This is a genomic window from Pseudomonas sp. P2S-1, assembly GCF_057197725.1.
This window is the reverse complement of record NZ_CM170068.1, coordinates 1393920-1414797: the sequence shown is the minus strand read 5'-3', so window position 1 is coordinate 1414797 and position 20878 is coordinate 1393920. Positions and strand designations below refer to the sequence as shown.

Genomic DNA, 20878 nt, shown 5'->3' with positions numbered 1-20878 from the left:
CTGGGTTGATTTGTTGTCTGTAGCGGCCCTATCGCGGGTGAACCCCCACAGGTTACGCGGATCCTGTGGGAGCTGGCTTGCCAGCGATAGGGCCTCCCGGACGGATACTGGATAACCACCCACCTGATATTTCTGTCAGTTGTGGGCCCTGTTCGTCCTCATTACCGTTAAGCGCATCTCTGCCTTTCTTGTGGTTTCCGCGTCGGTCCGACGATGCCTTCCGCAGCCGTCCTCCGATGCCCATTCGAGGAGCTTGCGCAATGGCGAACAACTGGAACCAGCTGGGTGATGTCTGGTCGGGTCGCGATCTGGCCGAGGGTGAGCGGGTCACGGTCAATGTGTTCGACAAGGCGACGCAGACGGTGCTCGAGCAGACCACCTTCGTGGCCAAGGCCGGCCGCCTGGAGCAGTTCACCTGGGTGATGGACCTGTGCGAGCTGGTCAATGCCCGGTTGAAGCTGATCCGTGCCGGCGTCCAGGTGGGCGACAAGCTGGAGATCCAGGCCAGCGGGCATCTCAACCAGTTCTGGGGCATCACCGACCGCGATGTACAGGTCATCACCACGACCGCGCGCGGAAGCAACTGGACCACCGACAAGCGGGTGAATATCGACATCACCCAGACCTACAAGGTCGGTTCCACCCTTCGTCTTCAAGTGCGCAATGCCAAGGGCAAGCTGCTGGAAACCATCGATTTCTTCCCAACCCCGGGGCGTAATACCGGTGGCCTGTGTGGCAAGGATTTCGCGATCGAGATCAACAGAAGCAGTGCTTATGTCCGTGCGGGCAGGCAGGACGGGCACCTGATCGAGCCCCATTGGGACAGCCAATCGAACTGGATCTGGATTCCGTTCAACGCCGATTTCAGCGTGACCTGGAGCGTGGACGAATCACAAGGCTGGACGGAACTGGGCGAAGTCTGGTCGGGCCGTGATCTGGACGAAGGCGAGCGGGTCACGGTCAGCGTGTTCGACAAGGCCACGCAGGACGTACTGGAGCAGCTCAACTTCGTGCCCAAGCCCGGTCGGCTGGACCAGTTCACCTGGGTGATGGACCTGTGCGAGCAGGTCAATAGCCAATCGAAGTTGATTTATGCCGCTGATACAGACAACGGCGAATGGCTGATCCGCAACAGCGGCTACCTCAACAAATTCTGGAGTACCACCCCGCGGGAGGTGCAGGTCATCACCACGACCGCACGCTACGAAAACTGGATCAACGAAAAGCGCGTGCATATCGACCTCAACAATGAGGTGGTAGTTGGGTCCATCCTGCAGTTCAAGGTGCAAAACTCGAAGGGCAAACTGCTGGAGACCATCAGCCACAAAGTGGCACCCGGACGGAGTGGCCCCGGGCACTGCGGCCTGGACTTCGCGACCCGGATCAACCAGACAAGCCTCTATGCGCGCGCGGGCATCAGGACCCAGAGCCAGATCAAGCCTTCCGCACAACTCCTGTCGAACTGGATCTTCTATCCGTTCAATGCCGATTTCACCGTGACCTGGTCGGTCGACCTGTCCCCCTTGAAAGACCTGGGCAAGGTCTTGTCGGGCCGTGACCTGAGCGAAGGTGAAGAGATCACGGTCAACGTCTTCGACAAGGTGACGCAGAGGGTGATGGAGCAGATGGTCTTCTCGCCCAAGGCCGATCGGCTGAAGCAGCTGGACTGGGTGATGGACCTGTGTAAGCAGGTCAATGCCGAGCTGACGCTGGTTCGCGCCGGGGTCAAGGTGGACAGCAAGCTGGAGATCCAGGCCAGCGCCGACCAGAACAAGTTCTGGAGCATCACCGACCGTGACGTGCTGGTCACCACCACCGCCGCACACAACAGCAACTGGGGCAAGCAGGTGAACCTCGATGTCGGCGATGACATCGTGGCCGGTGCCACCCTCCGGCTGAAGGTAGAGAACCTGAAGGGCGAGTTGCTGGAGACCGTCAGTTTCAAACCGCTTCAAGGACGTAACACCAAAGGGTGGTGTGGCAAGGACTTCGCGATCCATATCAACCAGATGAGTAACTTCGTGCGGGCGGGGACCTGGCATGAGAGCCAGATGTATCCATCCGCGACCTACACGAACTTCGTCTGGCTGCCCTACAACGCCAATTTCACGGCGAACTGGTCGGTGGATCTGTCCTCCTTGAAAGACCTGGGCAAGGTCTGGTCGGGCCGCGATCTGACCGAGGGAGAGGAGATCACCGTCAACGTCTTCGACAAGGTAACGCAGAGGGTGATGGAGCAGATGGTCTTCTCGCCCAAGGCCGATCGACTGGGGCAACTGGACTGGGTGATGGACCTGTGCAAGCAGGTGAATGCCGAACTGACGCTGGTGCGCGCCGGGGTCAAGGTGGACAGCAAGCTGGAGATCCAGGCCAGCGCCGACCAGAACAAGTTCTGGAGCATCACCGACCGTGACGTGCACGTCACCACCACCTGCGCACACGACAGCAACTGGGGGAAACAGGTAGACCTCGATGTCGGCTATGGCAACGTGGCCGGTGCCACCTACCGGCTCAAGGTCGAGAGCCTGAAGGGCGAGTTGCTGGAGACCATCAATTTCAAACCGCTTCCCGGACGTAACGACCGCTTCTCGTTGGGCATGGACTTTTCGCTCCACATCAACCAGATGAGTAACTTCGTGCGTGCGGGTAGCTACCGTGACCGCCAGATGTATCCTCCATCCTCGACCTATACGAACTTCTTCTGGCTGCCGTACAACGCCAATTTCACCGCGAGCTGGTCGGTCGACCTGTCGTCCTTGAAGTTGCTGGGGACCGTCTGGTCAGGCCGTGACCTGGCCGAAGGCGAAGAGGTGACGGTCAACGTCTTCGACAAGGTTACGCAGAGGGTGATGGAGCAGATGGTCTTCTCGCCCAAGGCCGATCGGCTGGGGCAACTGGACTGGGTGATGGACCTGTGCAAACAGGTGAATGCCGAACTGACGCTGGTGCGCGCCGGGGTCAAGGTGGACAGCAAGCTGGAGATCCAGGCCAGCGCCGACCAGAACAAGTTCTGGAGCATCACCGACCGTAACGTGCAAGTGATCACCACCACTGCACATAGCAGCAACTGGACCAAACAGGTGAATCTCGATGTTGGCAACGACATCGTGGCCGGCGCCACCCTCCTGCTGAAGGTCGAGAACCTGAAGGGCGGGTTGCTGGAAACCATCAGTTTCAAACCGCTCCAAGGTCGTAGCTCGCGCTTCAAGTGTGGCCATGACTTCGCGACCCATATCAACCAGATGAGCAACTTTGTCCGTGCGGGCAACAAGTACGAAAGCCTTATCTCTCCCACTTCGGGTTACACCAACTTCGTCTGGCTGCCGTTCAACGCCAATTTCACGGCGAGCTGGTCGGTCGACCTGTCCGCCTTGAAGGACCTGGGGGAAATCCTCTCGGGCCGCGACCTGGCCGAGGGCGAGCGGGTCACGGTCAGCGTGTTCGACCAGGCTACGCAAGCAGTGCTGGAACAGATCACCTTCGTGCCCAAGGCCGGTCGCCTGGACCAATACACCTGGGTGATGGATCTGTGCGAGCTGGTCAATGCCCAACTGCAACTGGTGCGTGCCGGGGTCAAGGTGGATAACAAGCTGGAGGTCCAGGCCACCGGCTATCGCAACAAGTTCTGGAGCATCACCGACCGGGACGTGCGGGTCGTCAGCACGACCGCACGGGTCGGCAACTGGCCTGCTGCCAAGCAGGTCCCGATCGACTTGCCCGACGAGTTCGTATCCGGTGCCCCCCTGCACCTCAAGGTGCACAACTCGAAGGGTGAGTTGCTCGAGAGCCTGAGTTTCAAACCGGCTGCCGGTCACAATACCCGCGGCTTGGGCGGCAAGGACTTTGCGACCTACATCAACGCCAGAAGTCTGTATGTCCGGGCCGGTGTCCAGAGTGCCCAGAACGAGCACCTGATCCAGCCGTCAGCGACCGACGTGAACTCGATCTGGATCCCGGCCAAAGCCGACTTCCATGTGAGCTGGTCGCTCGACCTGTCGTTCTTGAAAGATCTGGGTGAAATATGGTCGGGTCGCGATCTGGCCGCGGGCGAGCGGGTCACGGTCAGCGTGTTCGACAAGCCTACGCAGACGGTGCTGGAGCAGATCACCTTCGTGCCCAAGGCCGGTCGCCTGGACCAATACACCTGGGTGATGGATCTGTGCGAGCTGGTCAATGCCCGCCTGCAACTGGTTCGTGCGGGGGTCAGGGTGGAGAGCAGGCTGGAGGTCCAGGCCACCGGCTATCTCAACAAGTTCTGGAGCATCACCGACGCTGACGTGCAGGTGATCACCACCACCGCGCGCTCCAACAACTGGCCGGCAGCCAAGCGCGTCCCGATCAGCTTGCCCGGGGAGTTCGACCTGGGTGCCACCCTCCAGCTCAAGGTGCACAGCTCGAAAGGTGACCTGCTGGAGAGCCTGAGTTTCAAAGCGACGCCTGGACGCAATACCCAAGGGTGGGGCAGCAAGGACTTTTCGATCTACATCAACGAGAACAGCCTCTATGTCCGCGCCGGTGTCCAGGACGGCCACCAGATCCAGCCGTCAGCGACCTACGGCAACTCGATCTGGATCCCGTTCAACGCCGACTTCGTGGTGAACTGGTCCATAGAACCGGCGGAAGACGAGGACTGGAGCTGGTCGATCGACCTGGCGGGCACCTTGACCGAGCTGGGGGAGGTCTGGTCGGGCCGTGACCTGGCCGAGGGCGAGCGGGTGACCATCAGCGTGTTCGACAAGGACCTGCAGGTGCTGGTGGAACAGACCACCTTCGTGCCCAAGGGCGGGCATACCGGGCAGTTCCTCTGGCCGATGGAGATGTGCCAGCACATCAACGCCAACCTCGCGCTGATCCGTGCCGGCAGCGTGGACGCGGATAACAAATGGGACATCGCCCGCGCCGGCCAGGCGAACAAGTACTGGACCCTGTCCGCGCGCAACCTCGAGGTGATTACCACGGTGGCGCGCAGCGACAACTGGAACACCACCAACCGGGTCAAGATCGACCTCGCCAAGGCCGTCGCCGCCGATGGGGTAGTGCGCGCCCATGTGCGCAGCACCTCCGGCGAACTGCTGGAAACCATCACCTTCACCCCGGCGTCCGGACGCACGGCTGCCGGGCTGTGCGCCCATGACTTCGCCGCCCACGTCAACGACACCAGCCTTTACCTTCGCGCGGGCGTGCAGAGTACCGCCAACAAAAGCTTGATCCAGCCCAGCACGGAGCAGGGCGCGAACTGGCTGTGGTTCCCCTACAACGCCGACTTCACCGTGACCTGGTCGGTCGATGAGGCCAAGGAAGGCTGCAAGATCCTGGCTGACCGCGATGCCCTGGAGGGCGAGCGGATTTCCCTGTTCGTCTTCGACGACAAGGCCGACCGCCTGCTCGAGCGCGCCACTCTGACCGCCAGGGCCAGCAAAAGCACCCTGGCCAAGGACAAATGGCCGGCGGCGCTGGTCAAGGAGATCAACGCCGTGTCCGCCCACGCCAAGGCCAGTGGCAGCGTGGTCAACAGCAATCATATGGAACTGCGCCTGTTCACCACCTCCCTGCATCTGGACAACTGGGTCGAGGCGACCAAGATCGCGGCCACTGAAGCGCTCACCGCTGCCGACCGGATCGTGGTCAAGGTCAGCACCGCGGAAAAGGGCAATTTCTGCGAAGCGGTGACCTTCACCCCGGATCCGGCGCGGCTGGAGCCCAAGCAGTGGGCCCATGACCTGGCCAAGTACATCAACGACGACAGCCGCCTGCTCAAGGCCGGGCTCAAGGACACCACGAAAAAGACCTATGTGCCGGCGGAGAACGCCAGCACCAACGTGATCTGGATACCCAAGGACTCGAAGCTGACGGTGGCCTGGGAAAAGACCCAGTTGAAGGAACTGGCGCCGATCTACCTGGAGCACGACCTGACCAGCGGCGAGTCGTGCTATGCCTATGTGCTGGACAACGCCACCGATGCCATCCTGCGCGAGATGACCTTCACCCCCGGCGATGATCGCACCGGTCGCTACTCGGTACCCCGTGACCTGGCCAGCCTGATCAACAACCGCACCGAACTGGTGAGGGCCGGGGAGAAAAGCGGCAATGGCGTACCGGCGCCGGCATCCAGCTTCTACGCGAACAAGATCTGGAGCTACGCGGACAATATCCGCGCCTTCACCACGCTGAACGACGTGATGAACTTCGACAAGGGCGGCGCCATCGGTGACCGCGACCTTGTCGAGAACGAGCAGATCACCCTGATCATCAAGGGCAAGGAAAGCGGGCGAATCTTCGAGGCCCTGAACTTCAGGCCCGAGGAAGGCGGGCTGGGCCATGGGGCCTGGTCCGGGCATGTCGCCGCCGGCATCAACCAGCGCAGCAAGTTCATCAGGGCAGGGCGGGAAAACCCGGATGATCACCGGCTGCAGGCGCATGAGGAGGCGAATACCAACTTCTTCTGGATTCCCAAGGGCTCGGGGCTGGAAGTGGAGATGCATATTCTTGCGGGGGTTACCTGGCCGTTGCCGGGGATGACGCATGAGGCGAAGGAGTTGTTTGAGCAGTATATAGAGGCGAAGAAGCATATCAGTGTCGATGCAAGGACCGGTAAGGGGACATTGTATATTCCTTTGGCAGAGTTGTTTGCCGATGATAGTTTCAAGGATCCATTGAAGGTCGGCCTGGCATACGAAGAGCGCGGCGGGATCCAGTTGAGACTTGCGGGTGGCAATATCAGGCCAGAGGCTTGGCGAAGTGAAAATACGCTTATTCTAAGAGACGGGCGAAGCATAAAAATCGATCCTGATACCCAGGACTTTAATGGTGGTGATTTTAGGCTCAAAAGATATGATACCTATAACAATTTATATGGCGCAGACGTTGAAGTTCGGTACAAGGATGGCGTTTCTGAATGGTATGCGTTCGTTTTTAATAGTTTTACCATCGCGAACCAGGCCAAAGAGAAGGTCCTGGTGTTGAAAGCTCTGGAAAACCCTTCGGGCGAGGCTTTGAAAGTTTCTTACCATGGCCCAAGTGATCTAGTAACTTCAGTGAAATCGAAAACGGAAACGCTCATGGAGGTTGAGTGGGTAACATATAAAAATAGTGCCGGCGAAATATCTCGCCTTGACCCAGACCTCCAAAAGATCACGATTTATCCTAACAGCAAAACCGAAAAGAAAGTATGCAGTTTCATTAGGCCGGAAAATGCGGCAGTCGGCGCCGTTGTGCCGTTCGAGTTGGAGGGTGCGGCGTCTGGGAAGCTTATTTATACGGCAAAGAAAAATGAGGCGAGGAGGCTTGCCGGGATCGAGATTGAACAACAGCATGTATTTGCGGTTGATAAAAGGGAGGTGACTGAAAAGCACATCAGCAGCGAAATCTTGGAATATTCAGGTGACAAGGTAATCCGCCACACCCTATCCCCCGGTGGCGGCATGGATGATCTTGTTCAGGATTACGCATATACCGAAAACTCCACCGTTCTCACGGGCTACTTCAAGAACGCCAGCCCTCGCACCACCTTCGTGCGGCAACACGAGTTTCTTGAACAACAGTCGTTTTCTGAAAGCCATGGCAGCGCGGCAGTCCCCTACAGCAAACGGCGCATCCAGCGGCTCGACACTACGGAGAAACGTGCCATCACGGAGACCTGTACCTGGGAAGGGGATATCCTGGTGGACCGGCAATGCTTCAGCCTGGATGCCGTCGGTAATCCGGTCGAAAGCATCAACAATGAACAGATCACCCGCTACACCTACTACAACAACTACCAGCAATTCACCGTGACCGAGACAGAGGTCAAGGTCGAGGACTGGAGTCTCTTCGGTTGCTTGTTCAAAGGCGTCGATTACATCAACCCCATTGGCCGGGGTTTCGCGATTGGCGGCAGGGGAGGCCTTACCTGGGGCACTCGTATCGATAGCAAGGTCGAGATGGAGCCGGCGGTCAACGACTACGCTGCGAAGACCTTCAACCTGCCGGTTGCCATCGCCCATTGCGGCAGTTACACGCCGTTTTCCTCTGAAGCGGAGTCCGAACTGGTGTTGCGCAAGGTCGGTGACAAGGAGGTGCCCCAGCGCCTGACCTTCTTCGGCTATGCGATGTTCGTTGGCCGTATCCGCGCCAAACAGAAACTTACGATCCTCCAGCCCGATTGCGTGGAGATCGATGTCACCGACGTGCAGTATGCGGTCGCTGAAAAAGCAGCCGGGGCGTTCATCAAAAGCCTGGAGGAGCAGATCGCGGCCTCCACCGGTGACGTGAAAAAAGCTTTCGAGAAGACCCTGAAGGAGCTGAAAGCAAGCCTGACGGCCCAGAGCAAGGCAAACTGCAAAGGCTACAAACTCAGCACCAAGAAAGCCGCTTCCATGGTGCTGGAAACCTACGACTATCACACTGACAGGAACAAGCCGGGCTTTGGCACCGTCAAGTCCACCGAGTCGGTGCAGATCCTGGAGTCTGGCGCCGAGCTCGCAGATTCCAAGGTCAAGACCGAGTACGAGTACACCCTGGACCCGGCCGATAGCACCAGACTGATCATCAAGACCACCATCTCACGCGGTAGCGAAGACAAGATCACCTCAACCCAGACCCGTTCGCGTCTAAGCGGCCGCCTGCTGGGCAGCACCGATACCGAGGGCAACGTCACCGTCCGCACCTACGACCCGCAGGGCAATCTGACAAGCGAGACCGTCACCGACGCCAAGAAGAACACCCGCGAAACCACCTGCACCCTGGTCAGCGGCTTGGTCTGGCAGACTGATATGGTCCAGGACGGCATCACCACCCGCATCGAGCGGGATGTCCTCGGCCGCAAGGTGGCGGAAGCGGTCAAGCCGGACAGCAAGTTCCTCGAAACCCGGCGCTGGACCTACGACACAACAGGGCGCATCGCCAGTTGCGTGGAAACCGACTACGGCGCCGGCGACGCCAAGATCGCCATTCGTGAAAGTACCCGCGAATACGATGCACTGACGGGCAAGGTCACCCTCATCAACCGGCTCAAGGACGGTGCCGGCAAGAAGGTCAGCAAGGTCACCCAGGAACAAACGCCGCTGCTCCGGGGCGAGCACTTCGCCCAGAGCGCCTTTAGCGTGCAGCGCCAGTACAACCCACACACTCGCGTCATGACCGAGCTGTTTGCGTACATGGGGATGGACAGCGGCAAGATCGAGCGCAGCATGTCGTCCGAGGGGCTGACCCAATCGGTGCGCTACTCGACGATCGCCGACTCCGTTGAAACCGAGCAGGACAAGCTGGACTTCGAATACGACGGCTACGGCCAGCTGACCCAGGTCACGCCGACCTTCGGCGCCCCCACCAGCTACACCTACGATGCCGCCGGGCGCTTGCTGACCACCACCCGGGACGGTGCGGTGTTCAGTAATAGCTACGACACCAAGTCGCTGGCGACCGTGGCCACGGAGGGTACAGCGACCAAGGGTGAGGACACGCTAACGCTGGGCACCCAGACGGTCGATCTGCTCGGTCGAGCTATCGAACGGACGGTCAGCGGCCATAAAACCGCATTCAAATATACCGGCGCCTCGACCCGAGCAGCACTCAAGACAGCGGTCAGCGGACCCGCCGCAGTCAGCGGCTACGAATCCAGTCACGACAAGAAGACCCGGACGCTCACCCAGAAACTCGGTGGCAAAAGCTCGACCGTCGTCTTCAGCACGGGCGGGCGGGTCGAGAGCTTCACCGACCTGACCGGGGCGAAGACCACGTATGAGTACGACTTCTTCAATCGCCTGATCAAATCCAGCAGTGAGCACTGCGTTTGCACCTGGCACTACTACGCCAATGGCCTGCTGGGTCGGGAAACCATCACGGCGGTTAAGCAGGATAATCTGACCATGACTGTCACCTACACCTATGATGGACTTGGCCAGGAGACCCGACGCGCCTTTGTTTGTCCCGGGGTCGACAGCGTGGAGCTGGATCGCACCCTGCTTGGGGATGGGCGCCTTAGCAAGAGTGTGCTCAAGGTGAAGGGCGTGGAGATGTACTCGGATAGCTATGAGTACGACCAGTCCTTGCGATTGATCAAGTGGGTTGAAAATGAACGGAAAAATAACGCGATGCGTGAAGGTGAGTCGCAGTGGATGGACTACGACATGCTTGGTAACTTTATCAGCCTAGGCAATCCTGCCAGCGGCTTCGCAAGCGCATCGGAGTCTCCGGGCAGCCAGCAGCCCAAGCTGTACACCTATGACACTGCTGGACGTATCACTAAGAAACTCAATGAGTTCACGTGGAGCTATCACGGAAATGGTCAAGCCAATGTCTTCACCATTCTGGGGGACAACAACCCATATACCTTTACCTACGACAGCGAAGGGCGGGTTCGCGGTGGTATCGACGGTGGCGGTTGGACCGATACCTATCATTATTGTGGTGACCGGGTGTATGCCCTGGTGCATACCGACAGCACCAAGGGGCAAGGCTACGAGAGTCGTACGCTGGTATTGAGGAACGAAAGCCGCTCGTGCCTGATGCAGGATGCGATTACTGATGGGCGCGAGAGTCGCTCGTTCGAATTGCGGGATGCGTCCGGTACGATCATTGCCAGTGTGGATCTCCCGAGCAAAACCATCACTTACCTTCGCTATCGGCCCTACGGAGACCGCTATGCTGGCGATAGTTCCGAGCGTTGGCTGGGCTTCAAAGGCGAGCCGCTCAACTCTCTGGGCATGTATTACCTGGGTAACGGCTATCGGATGTACGACCCGGCCATCGGATGCTTCCTGAGCCCTGACAGCAAAGCCCCCTTCGGCATCGGGGGTGTCGCAGCCTATGGTTTCGGCAACGGCGACCCGGTCAACTACAAGGACCCCAGCGGCCATCAAGTGGTAGCCGAATACTCCCGCTGGGGTGCGGTCCCGGCGATCCAGAGCACGGCGTTCCGTATCGTGATCGGCGCAATCGGCGTGTTGCTGGCACCGTTCACGGCAGGTACCTCGATATTGCTGGCAGTGGCGACCACGGCACTGGCGGCTATCTCCTTCGCCTTCGACGTGGCGTCGATCATCATCTCGGACAGCGACCCGGACCTGGCCAAGACCCTGGAAGCCTGGGGCCAGGCCTTCGGCATCGCTGGTGCCGCCGCTGGCGTGGCCATGACCGTGCACGGCTGGAAGGGCATACCGCGCAACTGGTTCCGCCCTCGCGGCGGGCCGTCGTCGCGGGCCCCTGTGAAACCGCTTGGCTCCGCGACCCGGCAACTGAGCGCAGGCACCGAGCGTGCGGTGAGGGAGCTGACCGACATGATGGTGGCAGATGCCAAGGCCGCAGGGAAAACCCGTGCGCTCAGCGCCATGTACATGGACGCGGATGGTGGGGCGACATCCATCGGCGCAACACAGGGCCTGAACCTCGATGTCCGCTTCAACCAGCGAGCCGGCAACGCTGGCAAGAACCTGTACAAGGGCATCGTCGCCCAGGCCGACGATATGTCGCTCGATCTGTTGGGGCACATCCTCGATGCCTATACGGGCCCTAACGTCATCGTGCAGAAGTTCGTTCCGCCGATGGTCAGCGAAACCGAGATCCGCTCGCTGGTCGCACTGCCGTTGCCGGGGCTGGAGGACCTGTTCAAATAGCCGGTGTTGATATGGGGCTATACGCGTCCCCTGTGGGAGCGGGTAAACCCGCTCCCACACTGGCTCCGCGTTGCCCTTCACAATCGCAATCACGCCGCCCCGGAATGACCACTGGATACCCACCCACCTGATATTTCTGTCAGTTGTGAGCCCCGCCCATCCTCACTAGCGTTAAGCGCATCTGTCCCTTTCTTGTGGTTTCCGCGTCGGTCCGGCGCTGCATGCCGCAGCCGCCCTCCGGCGCTTGTCCGAGGAGCATGCGCAAATGCCATCACGTAACTGGACCGACCTGGGCAACGTCTATTCCGGCAGCGACCTCGCCGAGGGCGAGCGGGTCACGGTCAGCGTTTTCGACAGCACCCTGAAGACCCTGCTGGAGCAGACCACCTTCGTGCCGCTGCGCGGGCACACCGGCAAGCTGCTCTGGGTGATGGACCTGTGCCGGCATATCAACGGCAACCTGGCGCTGATCCGCGCCGGCGTGGAAACCGCCACCTTCGACTGGAAGATCGACGACAGCGCCGAGGGCAACAAATTCTGGGGTGTCACCTCCCGCGCCCTGAAGGTGGTGACCACGGTGGTCAGCAAGAACAACTGGAGCACCACCAAGCGCCTGGCCCTGCAACCCACCACCGACCTCGCGGCAACCGCCAGGGTACGGATGAACGTGCGCAACGGCGTCGGCGACCTTCTGGAAACCGTGCTTTTCACCGCGAGCGCCGGCCGCCTGACCCCGGGTTTATGGAGCAAGGACTTCGCGGCACAGATCAACCGCACCAGCCTTTACGTAAGGGCGGGCAAGCAGGACGGCGAGCTGATCACCCCCATGGCGGACAAAAGCCTGAACTGGATCTGGCTGCCGCAGAACTCCGACCTGAGCGTGACCTGGCAGGAGGACAAGGTGAGCGAGGCTTGCAAGATTCCGGCTGACCGTGATGCCGCCGAGGGCGAGGAGATCTCGCTGTTCGTCTTCGATGAAAAGTCCGACAAGCTGCTCGACCGCATCACCCTGAAAGCCACCAAGGCCGGAAACACCTTGGGCAAGGCGCAATGGCCGGCGGCGCTGGCCAAGCAGATCAACGCCTCGTCCGCTCACGCCAGCGCCACCAGTACCGCGATCAACCAGAAGTTCGCCGAGCTACGGATGTTCACCACCGCGCTCCACGTGGATAACTGGGAGCAGGGCAGTACCATCGCCGCCACCGCCAGCCTGACAGCGGCCGACCGGATCGTGGTCACCGTATCCACGGCAGGCAAGGGCAATTTCTGCGAGGTCGTGACGTTCACACCACATCCTGCGCGGCTCACTGCAGCGCAATGGGCCAAGGATCTGGCGAAGCATATCAACGACCACAGCCGTTTTCTCAAGGCCGGGGTCAAGCACGCTACCAACAAGACCATCGACCCGACGGAGCACGCCAGCACCAACGTGATCTGGCTGCCCAAGGGCTCGAAGCTGAAGGTGGGCTGGGAAAAGACCCAGATGGTGGAGCTAGGTTACATCTCGTCGGAGCGGGACCAGGGTGTGACCGAGTCCTGCCGGGTCTACGTCATGGACGACACCACCGATGCCATCCTGCGTGAGTTCACCTTTACCCCGGGCGACAAGCGCAATGGCAAGAGCTCGGTGGCGATAGACCTGGCCAAGCTGATCAACCTCAAGACCGAACTGGTCATGGCCGGCGACCGCTCCGGGAACAAGGACGGGGCCCCGGTACCGTCGTCGAGTACCTACCTGAACAAGATCTGGTCATGCGCGAAGAATGTTCGCTGTTTCACCACCCTCGTCAGCCTGAAGAACTTCGACAAGGGGGCGTGCATCGGCAACCGTGCCCTGGTTGAAAACGAGCAGGTGGTGTTGGTCGTCAAGGGTAAAAAAACCGGGCGAATCCTGGAGTGCATGGCCTTTATCCCTGAAGACGGCCGGCGGAACCACGAACACTGGACCAAGGACTTTGCCAGCAAGATCAATAAACGCAGCAAGTTCATCAGGGCCGGGCGGGAGAATTCCACGACGTGTGAAATGGAGCCTTGGCACGAAAAGAACGTGAACTTCTTCTGGATTCCCAAGGCGTCCGGGCTGGAAGTGGAGATGAAGATCATCTCGGGGATTTCCTGGCCGTTGCCGGGGATGAGTAGCGAGGCGAAGGCGTTGTTCGAGCAGTGTGTCGAGTCAAAAAAACATATAACTGTTGATAGTAATACTGGCAGAGGAACATTGCTGATCCCTGTGGTAGATCTGTTCCCTGATGATGGTTTCAAGGACCCCCTGAAAGTCAGACTATCCTATCAGGAGAACGTTGGCGTCTATATAAAACTGGGCGATTCCAGCAGCTACGTCCCGGTCAAACGGGCGATTGCGATTAGTGAACTCTCCCTTGTCCTCAGGGATGGGCGAACTGTGCGTATCAGCTCAGGATCGATGTCGCTGAACGGCGGGGATTTCAAGATTGAACCTGTGTTCACGTCGATGGCTCCAGGAACTGTATCAGATGTTCAGACCATCTCCGGGTATGAAGTGACGTATAAGGATGGAAGCGCTGAGACATTCCAGCTGGACAAGGAAGACGAAAAAACATTGAATGTCGACTTGGTGAAGTACCAGTCACCCTCCGGCTTGAGCCTGGAGTTGGAGTACTCCTTAGGGAAGCTGCTGAAGATAAAAAGAGGTACGGAAACTGTCGTGCAGGTGAAGTGGTTTGTCGCGCCTGGCCTGAAACTTAACGTCACTCAGGTCGATATTCCTGAATCAATAACTCTATTTCCAGCAAGCCCGACTGAAAAAATAACATTTACGTTTACGAACAAGACAGCCAGCGACTTGGAGACAAAGCTGGAGGTGGATGGTTATGGCGTTTCCGGAAAGACTCAATACACCATAAAGCAAAACAGTGCCGGCAAGCTGGCGGGAGTCAAGATTGAATACCGGCACGCCTTTGCCGGTGTGGATAGTTGTGAGACGTACTCTGAAGCCTTGAGTTACAACGCTGACAATAAAGTCAGTCGTCATGCAATTTCGCCTGGCAGCGGTATGGACACACTGGTACAGGATTACACCTACGGCAGTAATACCACAACGTTGGTGGGTTATTATCAGGCGGCCATACCCCGTACGGAATTCGTCCGTATCTACAATTTCGTCAATGGGCTGTCGTCTATCGAGAATCACGGCACTGCAACGGCACCGGCTTGCAAGCACAGCAGCCATCGGCTGGATGCCGCGAACAAGACCGTGACTTCGGAGACCAGAATCTGGGAGGGAGATGTCTCTATTGACCAGCGGAGCCTGACGATTGATGCCGTTGGCAACCCCATTCGTCGTGTCGATAACGGCGAAATAACCGACTTGACCTATTACAACAACTACCAGGAATTCAGGGTTACGGAAACCGAAACCAAAGTTCAAGACTGGAGCCTTTTCGGTTGTCTTTTTAAAGGGCTGGATTATGCCAACGTTGTTGGAGCCGTCTTCGCCGTAGGCGGCTCCGGTGGCATGACCTGGGGTAAGCGCATCGATACGACCGTTCACATGACACCCGCCGCCAACAACTATGCGAAGAAAGCGTTCAGCCTGCCTGTGGATATAAGCCACTGCGGAAGTGACAGGCCGTTTTCCAGCGAGGTCGAGTCGGAACTGGTCTCGCGTAAAGTAGGCGATAAAGAAGAACCCCAACGCTTGACCTTCTTCGGTTATGCCAAGGTTGACGGTCGAATCAGGGCCAAGAATAAGTTGACCATACTCCAGCCCGACTGCAGCAAGGTCAATGTGGAGACTGAACAACTGGCCGTAGCCACCGAAGCAGCCAAGGCCTTTAAAAAAAGCCTGGAGGACCAGATCAAGGCCGTGAGCGACAAGGAAAAACCGGCCTACCAGAAAACCCTCGACGACCTGACAGCCAGCCTCAAGGCACAAAGCAAGGCCAACAACGAAGGTTTCAAGCTGAATTCGAAGAAAAGTGCATCCATGACCCTGGAAACCTTCGAGTATCACACCGAGAAAGGCAAACCAGGCTATGGCACGGTCAGCTCGAGTTCGGTCGCGCTAATAATTCTCTCGGCCGGGGTGTGGGAGGTCTACGAGGCATCACGGGTCACTACCAAATACACCTATAAAGTGGACACCGCTGATACCAACAAGCTGACCATTACCACCACCATCTCCCAGACCGGACAGTCGGACATCACCTCCATCCAGACCCGCTCGCGCCTGAGCGGCCGCCTGCTGGAGAGTACGGACAGCGAAGGCTATAAAACCGTGCGGACCTACGACCCGCAAGGCAACCTGAAAAGCGAGACCCTCAGCAAGGGCGGCACTGACCTGCGCAAGACCACCTGCACCCTGGCCAGCGGCCTTGTCTGGCAGTACGAGATGGTCGAGGATGGGACCACCACGCGCCTTGACCGCGACATCCTCGGTCGCCAGAAGTCCCAGCATCTCAAGCCCAAGGGCGCGACCAGCTTTCTGCAAACCCACACCTGGACCTATGACACCCTGGGTCGGATCGCCAGCACCGTGGAAACCGACTACGGGACCGGCAACACCAAGGTCAGCCAGCGCGAGAGCAAGCGTGCCTATGACGTCAGCGGCAAGATCACTACGACCAACCTGCTCAAGGACAAGGACGGCAAGGAACTGGGCAAGGTGGTCCAGGAGCAGGTGCCGGGTGTGCGTGGCGAGCGTTTCACCCAGGGCAAGTTCAGTGTCGACCGCCAGTTCAATCCCAACAAGAGTACCCTCACCGAGCTCTATAGCCTGTCCGGCAGCGAAGGCTGCAAGATCGAGCGCCTTATGTCCGCTGAGGGGCAAATCAAGTCGGTCCGGTATCTGAAGGTCGAGAGTGGCAACAAGGAGACCGAGCAGGACAAAGTCGAGTTTGGTTATGACAAGTACGGCCAGCTCACCAGCGTGACGCCGAAGGTCGGCGGGGCCATCAGCTACGGCTACGACAGCGCCGGACGACTGGTGAAAACTACCCGCGAAGGCATTGCCCTGAGAAATGTCTACGACCCCGCCACGCTGGCCCCGATCGCGGGGGAGGCGCATGTCAAGAACGGTTCGGCGAGCGAGGTTGAGCTGGGCAAGCAGAGCGTCGATATGCTCGGCCGTGCCTCCAGCCAGACGGTCAACGGCGAGACCACCCGGTTCAGCTACAACGGTGGCTCGACCACGGCAACACTCACCACCGCCGTGACCGGCCCGGGCGCGCTGAGCGGCTATGACAGTGATCCCAACAGGGCAAAGCGCATCCTTCCCCAGAAGCTGGGTACGGACACCTCGTCCCTGGAATTCAGCACCGCCGGGCGAGTCCTCAAGTTCACCGACCTGACTGGCGCGGCGACCACCTACGAGTACGATTTCTTCAACCGCCTGACCAGGTCGAAGAGCGACCACTGTATCTGCACCTGGACCTACGCCGATAACGGTCTGCTGACCAGCGAGACCATCACCGCCGTGAAGTCTTCCAACCTGGTGATGACCGTGACTTACGCCTATGACGGGCTGGGCCAGGAAACCAGGCGCACCTTCACGTGCGCGGGAGTCGATACCCTGACCCTGGATCGCACCTTGCTTGGCGACGGCCGGCTGGGCAAAAGCACGTTGAAATCAGCGAAGACCGATGCCAAGAAGGTCGTCACGGTCACCGAGCAGGAGGTCAACAGCTACGAGTATGACAAGTCGCTGCGTCTGACCAAGTGGATCGGGCCATCGGCAAGGACCGATACCTGGACCTACGATGCCCTCGGTAACCTGCTCAGCCATGCCAACTCGTCCACCGGCAACAGTGACCTGTTCTATCTCGACGCCAGCAAGCCCGGGGTGCTGAACACTGTCCTTAACCAGAAGTCGAGCCTGGCTGTTCCGGCGACGGCGACCGGCACCGCGCTTACCCACGACAGCAGCGGGCGCCTGACCGTCGAGGGCAACCGCCGGTTGAGCTACCACGGCAATGGTCAGGTCAAGACGTATTCCACCGATGCCGACAAAACCAAATACACCTTCAGCTATGACAAGGAAGGCCGGGTGCGCGGCGGCACGCTCGGCAACAAGACCGACACCTATCACTATCGAGGTGATTGCGTGTATGCACTGGTGCAGACGGATAGCACAACAGGAGCCAGCTTCAAGAAGCGCTCGCTCATCGTGCGCAACGAAAGCCGAGCCTGCCTGCTACAGGATGCCATCACCGACAGCAGCGAAAGCCGTTCCTTCGAATTGCGCGATGCCAACGGTACGGTATTCGCCAGCATCGACCTGGCGACCCAGGCCATCACCTACTTCCGCTACGAACCATACGGCAAGCGCTACTCAGGTAGCAAAGCCACCAACTGGCTGGGCTTCAAGGGCGAGCCGCTGAACAGCCTGGGCCTGTATCACCTGGGCAATGGTTACCGTCTGTATGACCCGAACTGGGGCCGCTTCCTTGCCCGGGACAGCAAAAGCCCGTTCAGTGTCGGTGGGGTGGGAGCCTATGTGTTCGGCTACGGCGATCCGGTTAACCATGAAGATGCCAGCGGACGCGAAGTCGTCGCGCAGTACTCACGCTGGGGAAGCATGCCGGTGATCCATAGCACGGCGTTCCGCGTCGTAGTGGGAGCGGTCGGGGTGTTGCTGGCACCGTTCACCGCGGGCATGTCGATGTTGCTGGCGGTCGCGACCACGGCGCTGGCGGCGATCTCCTTCGCCTTCGACGTCGCCTCGATCATCATCTCGGAAAGCGACCCGCAGCTCTCCAGGACGCTGGAGACATGGGGACAGGCCTTCGGCATCGCCAGCGCCGCAGCCGGGATCTCCATGGGGCTGCACGGTCTCAAGGGGCTTCCGCGCAACTGGTTCCGCACCCGCGGTGCGCCGTTGTCGAAGGTTCCGGCGAAATGGCCGACGGTGCCCAGTGAACTGTTGTTCGCCCAACAGGCACGGACCAAGGCCCTGACCCAACTGATCCAGCATGTGGACGAGGCCAAGGCTGCCGGAAAATTCGATGCGTTCAAGGCGGCCTACCTGAACAACGATGCTGTGGGAGCGACGGGAGGCTTGTTCCTGAGCGGTGGATTCAAGCAGCAGATCACCAGCACTTCCCGCAACCTGTTCAAGGGCACCATTCGCCAGTTCGATGACTCACTGTGCGACTGGCTTGGATATACCCTGGATATCAACGCGGGCCCCAATGTACTGGTGCAGAAGTTCAATCCGCCCACGATCAGCCAAACCGAGCCCGCGTTACTGGTAGCGTTGCCGATGCCGGGCCGGGAGAACCTGTTCAAATAGCCGGGCCGTCGTGTTCATCACCGCACCGCGCGGCCTACTTCAACAACCCGCTGTTCCACAGCCGGGTAAAGTGCTTCTGGCGCTGCGCCTGGCTTTTGGTCCAGCGGTTGATGACCAGGGTGACCGCGTCCACTACCGCCGGCTCGCTGCCCCGGTCGGCAATCTCCGGGAGCTTGCCGGCCAGCCAGAACTGCACCGCCGAGCGCAGCGCGTATTTCATGCTCAGGAGCAGGTCCGGGTCCTGCAGGAAAGCCGGCTGGTCCGCGGGCCAGTGATGCTGGTGCGCGTCGTGCCATTTCTGCAGGCGCGCGTAGTTGTAGCGGCCAGTCAATTGCACCAGGCCCCGCCCGCGAAATGTCCAGCCATCCCCGGCCTGGGTGTTGCCCAGGTTCGGGTTGGCGGCGTAGACCAGGTTGGCGATGGCTTCGAAGTCCAGCCGCGACATGGGCTGGCCGTCGGCCTTCAGGCAGCCGGGCTTGCCGCAATGGCCGTGCTCCACGGCCTTGTGCGGGTTGGCCTTGAAGTAGCTGAAGCCCATCAGGCGATCGCTGGAATAGCGAAGATTTTCCTCGACTCGCAGACCCTTGCCTGTCTCCTCGAGCACCTGGGCGAAGAAGTGGGTACGCCGCAGGGGCGTGTCGAGTTTGTAGAGGGTCTGGTTGGCATTCAACTCGTCGGCCAGCGCCTGCAAGTCGGCGTGTCGCTCCGGGCCGCAATCGCTGAAGACCTGTTGCAGGAGCGGCAGGGTGAAGTGGAAGTGGCCGGTGGCAACGGCTGGCCTGGCCACAGGCGCCGGTGTGGGTACAGGGGCACCGAGGATGACCGGCGCCGGCACAGCGGGCGGCACCGACGCTGCAGGCACAGGCGCATGCCGGTGCTTGTGTCTATCCCGCTTGAACCAACTGAACCAGCCCATGCCCGACTCTCCTCGGCATCCGTGAAAGCGGACACCTTGGACTACTTCCATGACTGATGGCAAGTTGCCTTGACTGGCCTCAGGATCCGCTGGCCTCGATGCGGATCCGCTCGCCACGGCATTCGCTGCGGTCGGTCCTGCGCGCGGTGAGGAAGTCCTGGCCGATCACGCCCTTGAGGCTGCGCTCGCCCTTGAAGTCCCTGGGCAGTGCGACCCGGACCTCTTCCAGGTACTCCCCCGTGCAGATCAGCAGGAAGTTGTTGGCAGCGGCCTGGCTGCCATAGTCGTCTGCCAGCTTTGAATAGAACTGTGCCCGCGACACCGAGCCTCCGGCGTTCTCGCGGATGTAGGCCCCGGCAGGCGAGTCGTTGAACGACTTCACCAGGTCCACGGCGAAGCGGAAGTAGTCGTCATCCGTCAGCGCGGTCTGGCAGACGCCATGTTTCTTCCATTCGTGATTGCCGAACTGGCTGCCGTAGTTGAAGTTGGGCATCCATGGCTTGATGTAGTCCACCGTGGCCTTGTCCAGGTCCAGCGCCGGGCCGGGGCAACTGCCGTAGTCGATGCCACAGGCCTGCTTGTTCGGCCACAGGCCGTGCAAGGTGAAGTGATCGACCTGCAACTCGCCTGCGCGCATGGCCTGGCATTCCGGCTTGCCCGGCCCGCTGCGGTCATGCTCGCAGAAGCCCGGTTGCCAGGTGATGGCCAGCACATGGCTGTCGTACTGGTCCGGCAGACGGCAGGCCTGGGTGCCGGAGCGGGCGATCTGCAGACCCTCGACCTGGCCGCAGTCGGCCGCGACCCAGCGCAGCTCCTTCCGGCCGCTGCCGACATTGACCCTGACCCACTGGTACTGCTCGCGGTTGACCTCGGCGATGGCGAACGTCTGCCCCGGCTGCACGGACAGACCGCCGGGATTGGTCTGGTTCTTGAAGGACTGGAAGGCTTCGCAGCGCTGGGTGATGGAGAAGGTGCCGGCGCTGGCATCCACGGCCAGGGCCGGGTCGAGGGTCAGCAGGGGGAGTGCGCTTGCGAGAAAAAGTGAGGCCAGACGCGCCATGGTGATGTCCTGAATGCATAGGCGCGGGATCTTACCAGCATAGC

Annotated in this window: 4 protein-coding genes; 2 read left to right on the top strand and 2 right to left on the bottom strand. The window is 59.9% G+C overall.

Going from position 1 to position 20878, the window contains the following annotated elements; all coding sequences use genetic code 11:
• Positions 1-260: 260 nt before the first annotated feature.
• Together AC2CQI_RS06320 and AC2CQI_RS06315 are read left to right on the top strand one after the other, a co-directional pair.
• Entirely contained in the window at positions 261-11591 is an 11331-nt protein-coding gene (locus AC2CQI_RS06320; protein WP_484579566.1) for an RHS repeat-associated core domain-containing protein, read from the top strand.
• A gap of 265 nt (positions 11592-11856) precedes the next feature.
• Entirely contained in the window at positions 11857-18858 is a 7002-nt protein-coding gene (locus tag AC2CQI_RS06315; RefSeq protein ID WP_484579565.1) for an RHS repeat-associated core domain-containing protein, read from the top strand.
• A gap of 34 nt (positions 18859-18892) precedes the next feature.
• On the opposite strand, the gene AC2CQI_RS06310 is transcribed toward AC2CQI_RS06315, so the two are convergent.
• Both AC2CQI_RS06310 and AC2CQI_RS06305 read right to left on the bottom strand, forming a co-directional pair.
• Positions 18893-19774 carry a glycoside hydrolase family 19 protein gene (locus tag AC2CQI_RS06310; RefSeq protein ID WP_484579564.1) on the bottom strand — a complete coding sequence of 294 codons (882 nt, stop codon included), beginning with the start codon at positions 19772-19774 and terminating at the stop codon, positions 18893-18895.
• Between the two features lie 79 nt (positions 19775-19853).
• Positions 19854-20834: a ribonuclease T2 family protein gene (locus tag AC2CQI_RS06305; RefSeq protein WP_484579563.1), complete on the bottom strand. Its 981-nt coding sequence runs from the start codon at positions 20832-20834 to the stop codon at positions 19854-19856.
• Positions 20835-20878 lie beyond the last annotated feature (44 nt).

Excerpts from the sequence above, each read along its gene's own strand:
- AC2CQI_RS06320 (WP_484579566.1), top strand. The coding sequence starts at position 261 with ATGGCGAACAACTGGAACCAGCTGGGTGATGTCTGGTCGGGTCGCGAT.
- AC2CQI_RS06315 (WP_484579565.1), top strand. The coding sequence starts at position 11,857 with ATGCCATCACGTAACTGGACCGACCTGGGCAACGTCTATTCCGGCAGC.
- AC2CQI_RS06310 (WP_484579564.1), bottom strand. The coding sequence starts at position 19,774 with ATGGGCTGGTTCAGTTGGTTCAAGCGGGATAGACACAAGCACCGGCAT.
- AC2CQI_RS06305 (WP_484579563.1), bottom strand. The coding sequence starts at position 20,834 with ATGGCGCGTCTGGCCTCACTTTTTCTCGCAAGCGCACTCCCCCTGCTG.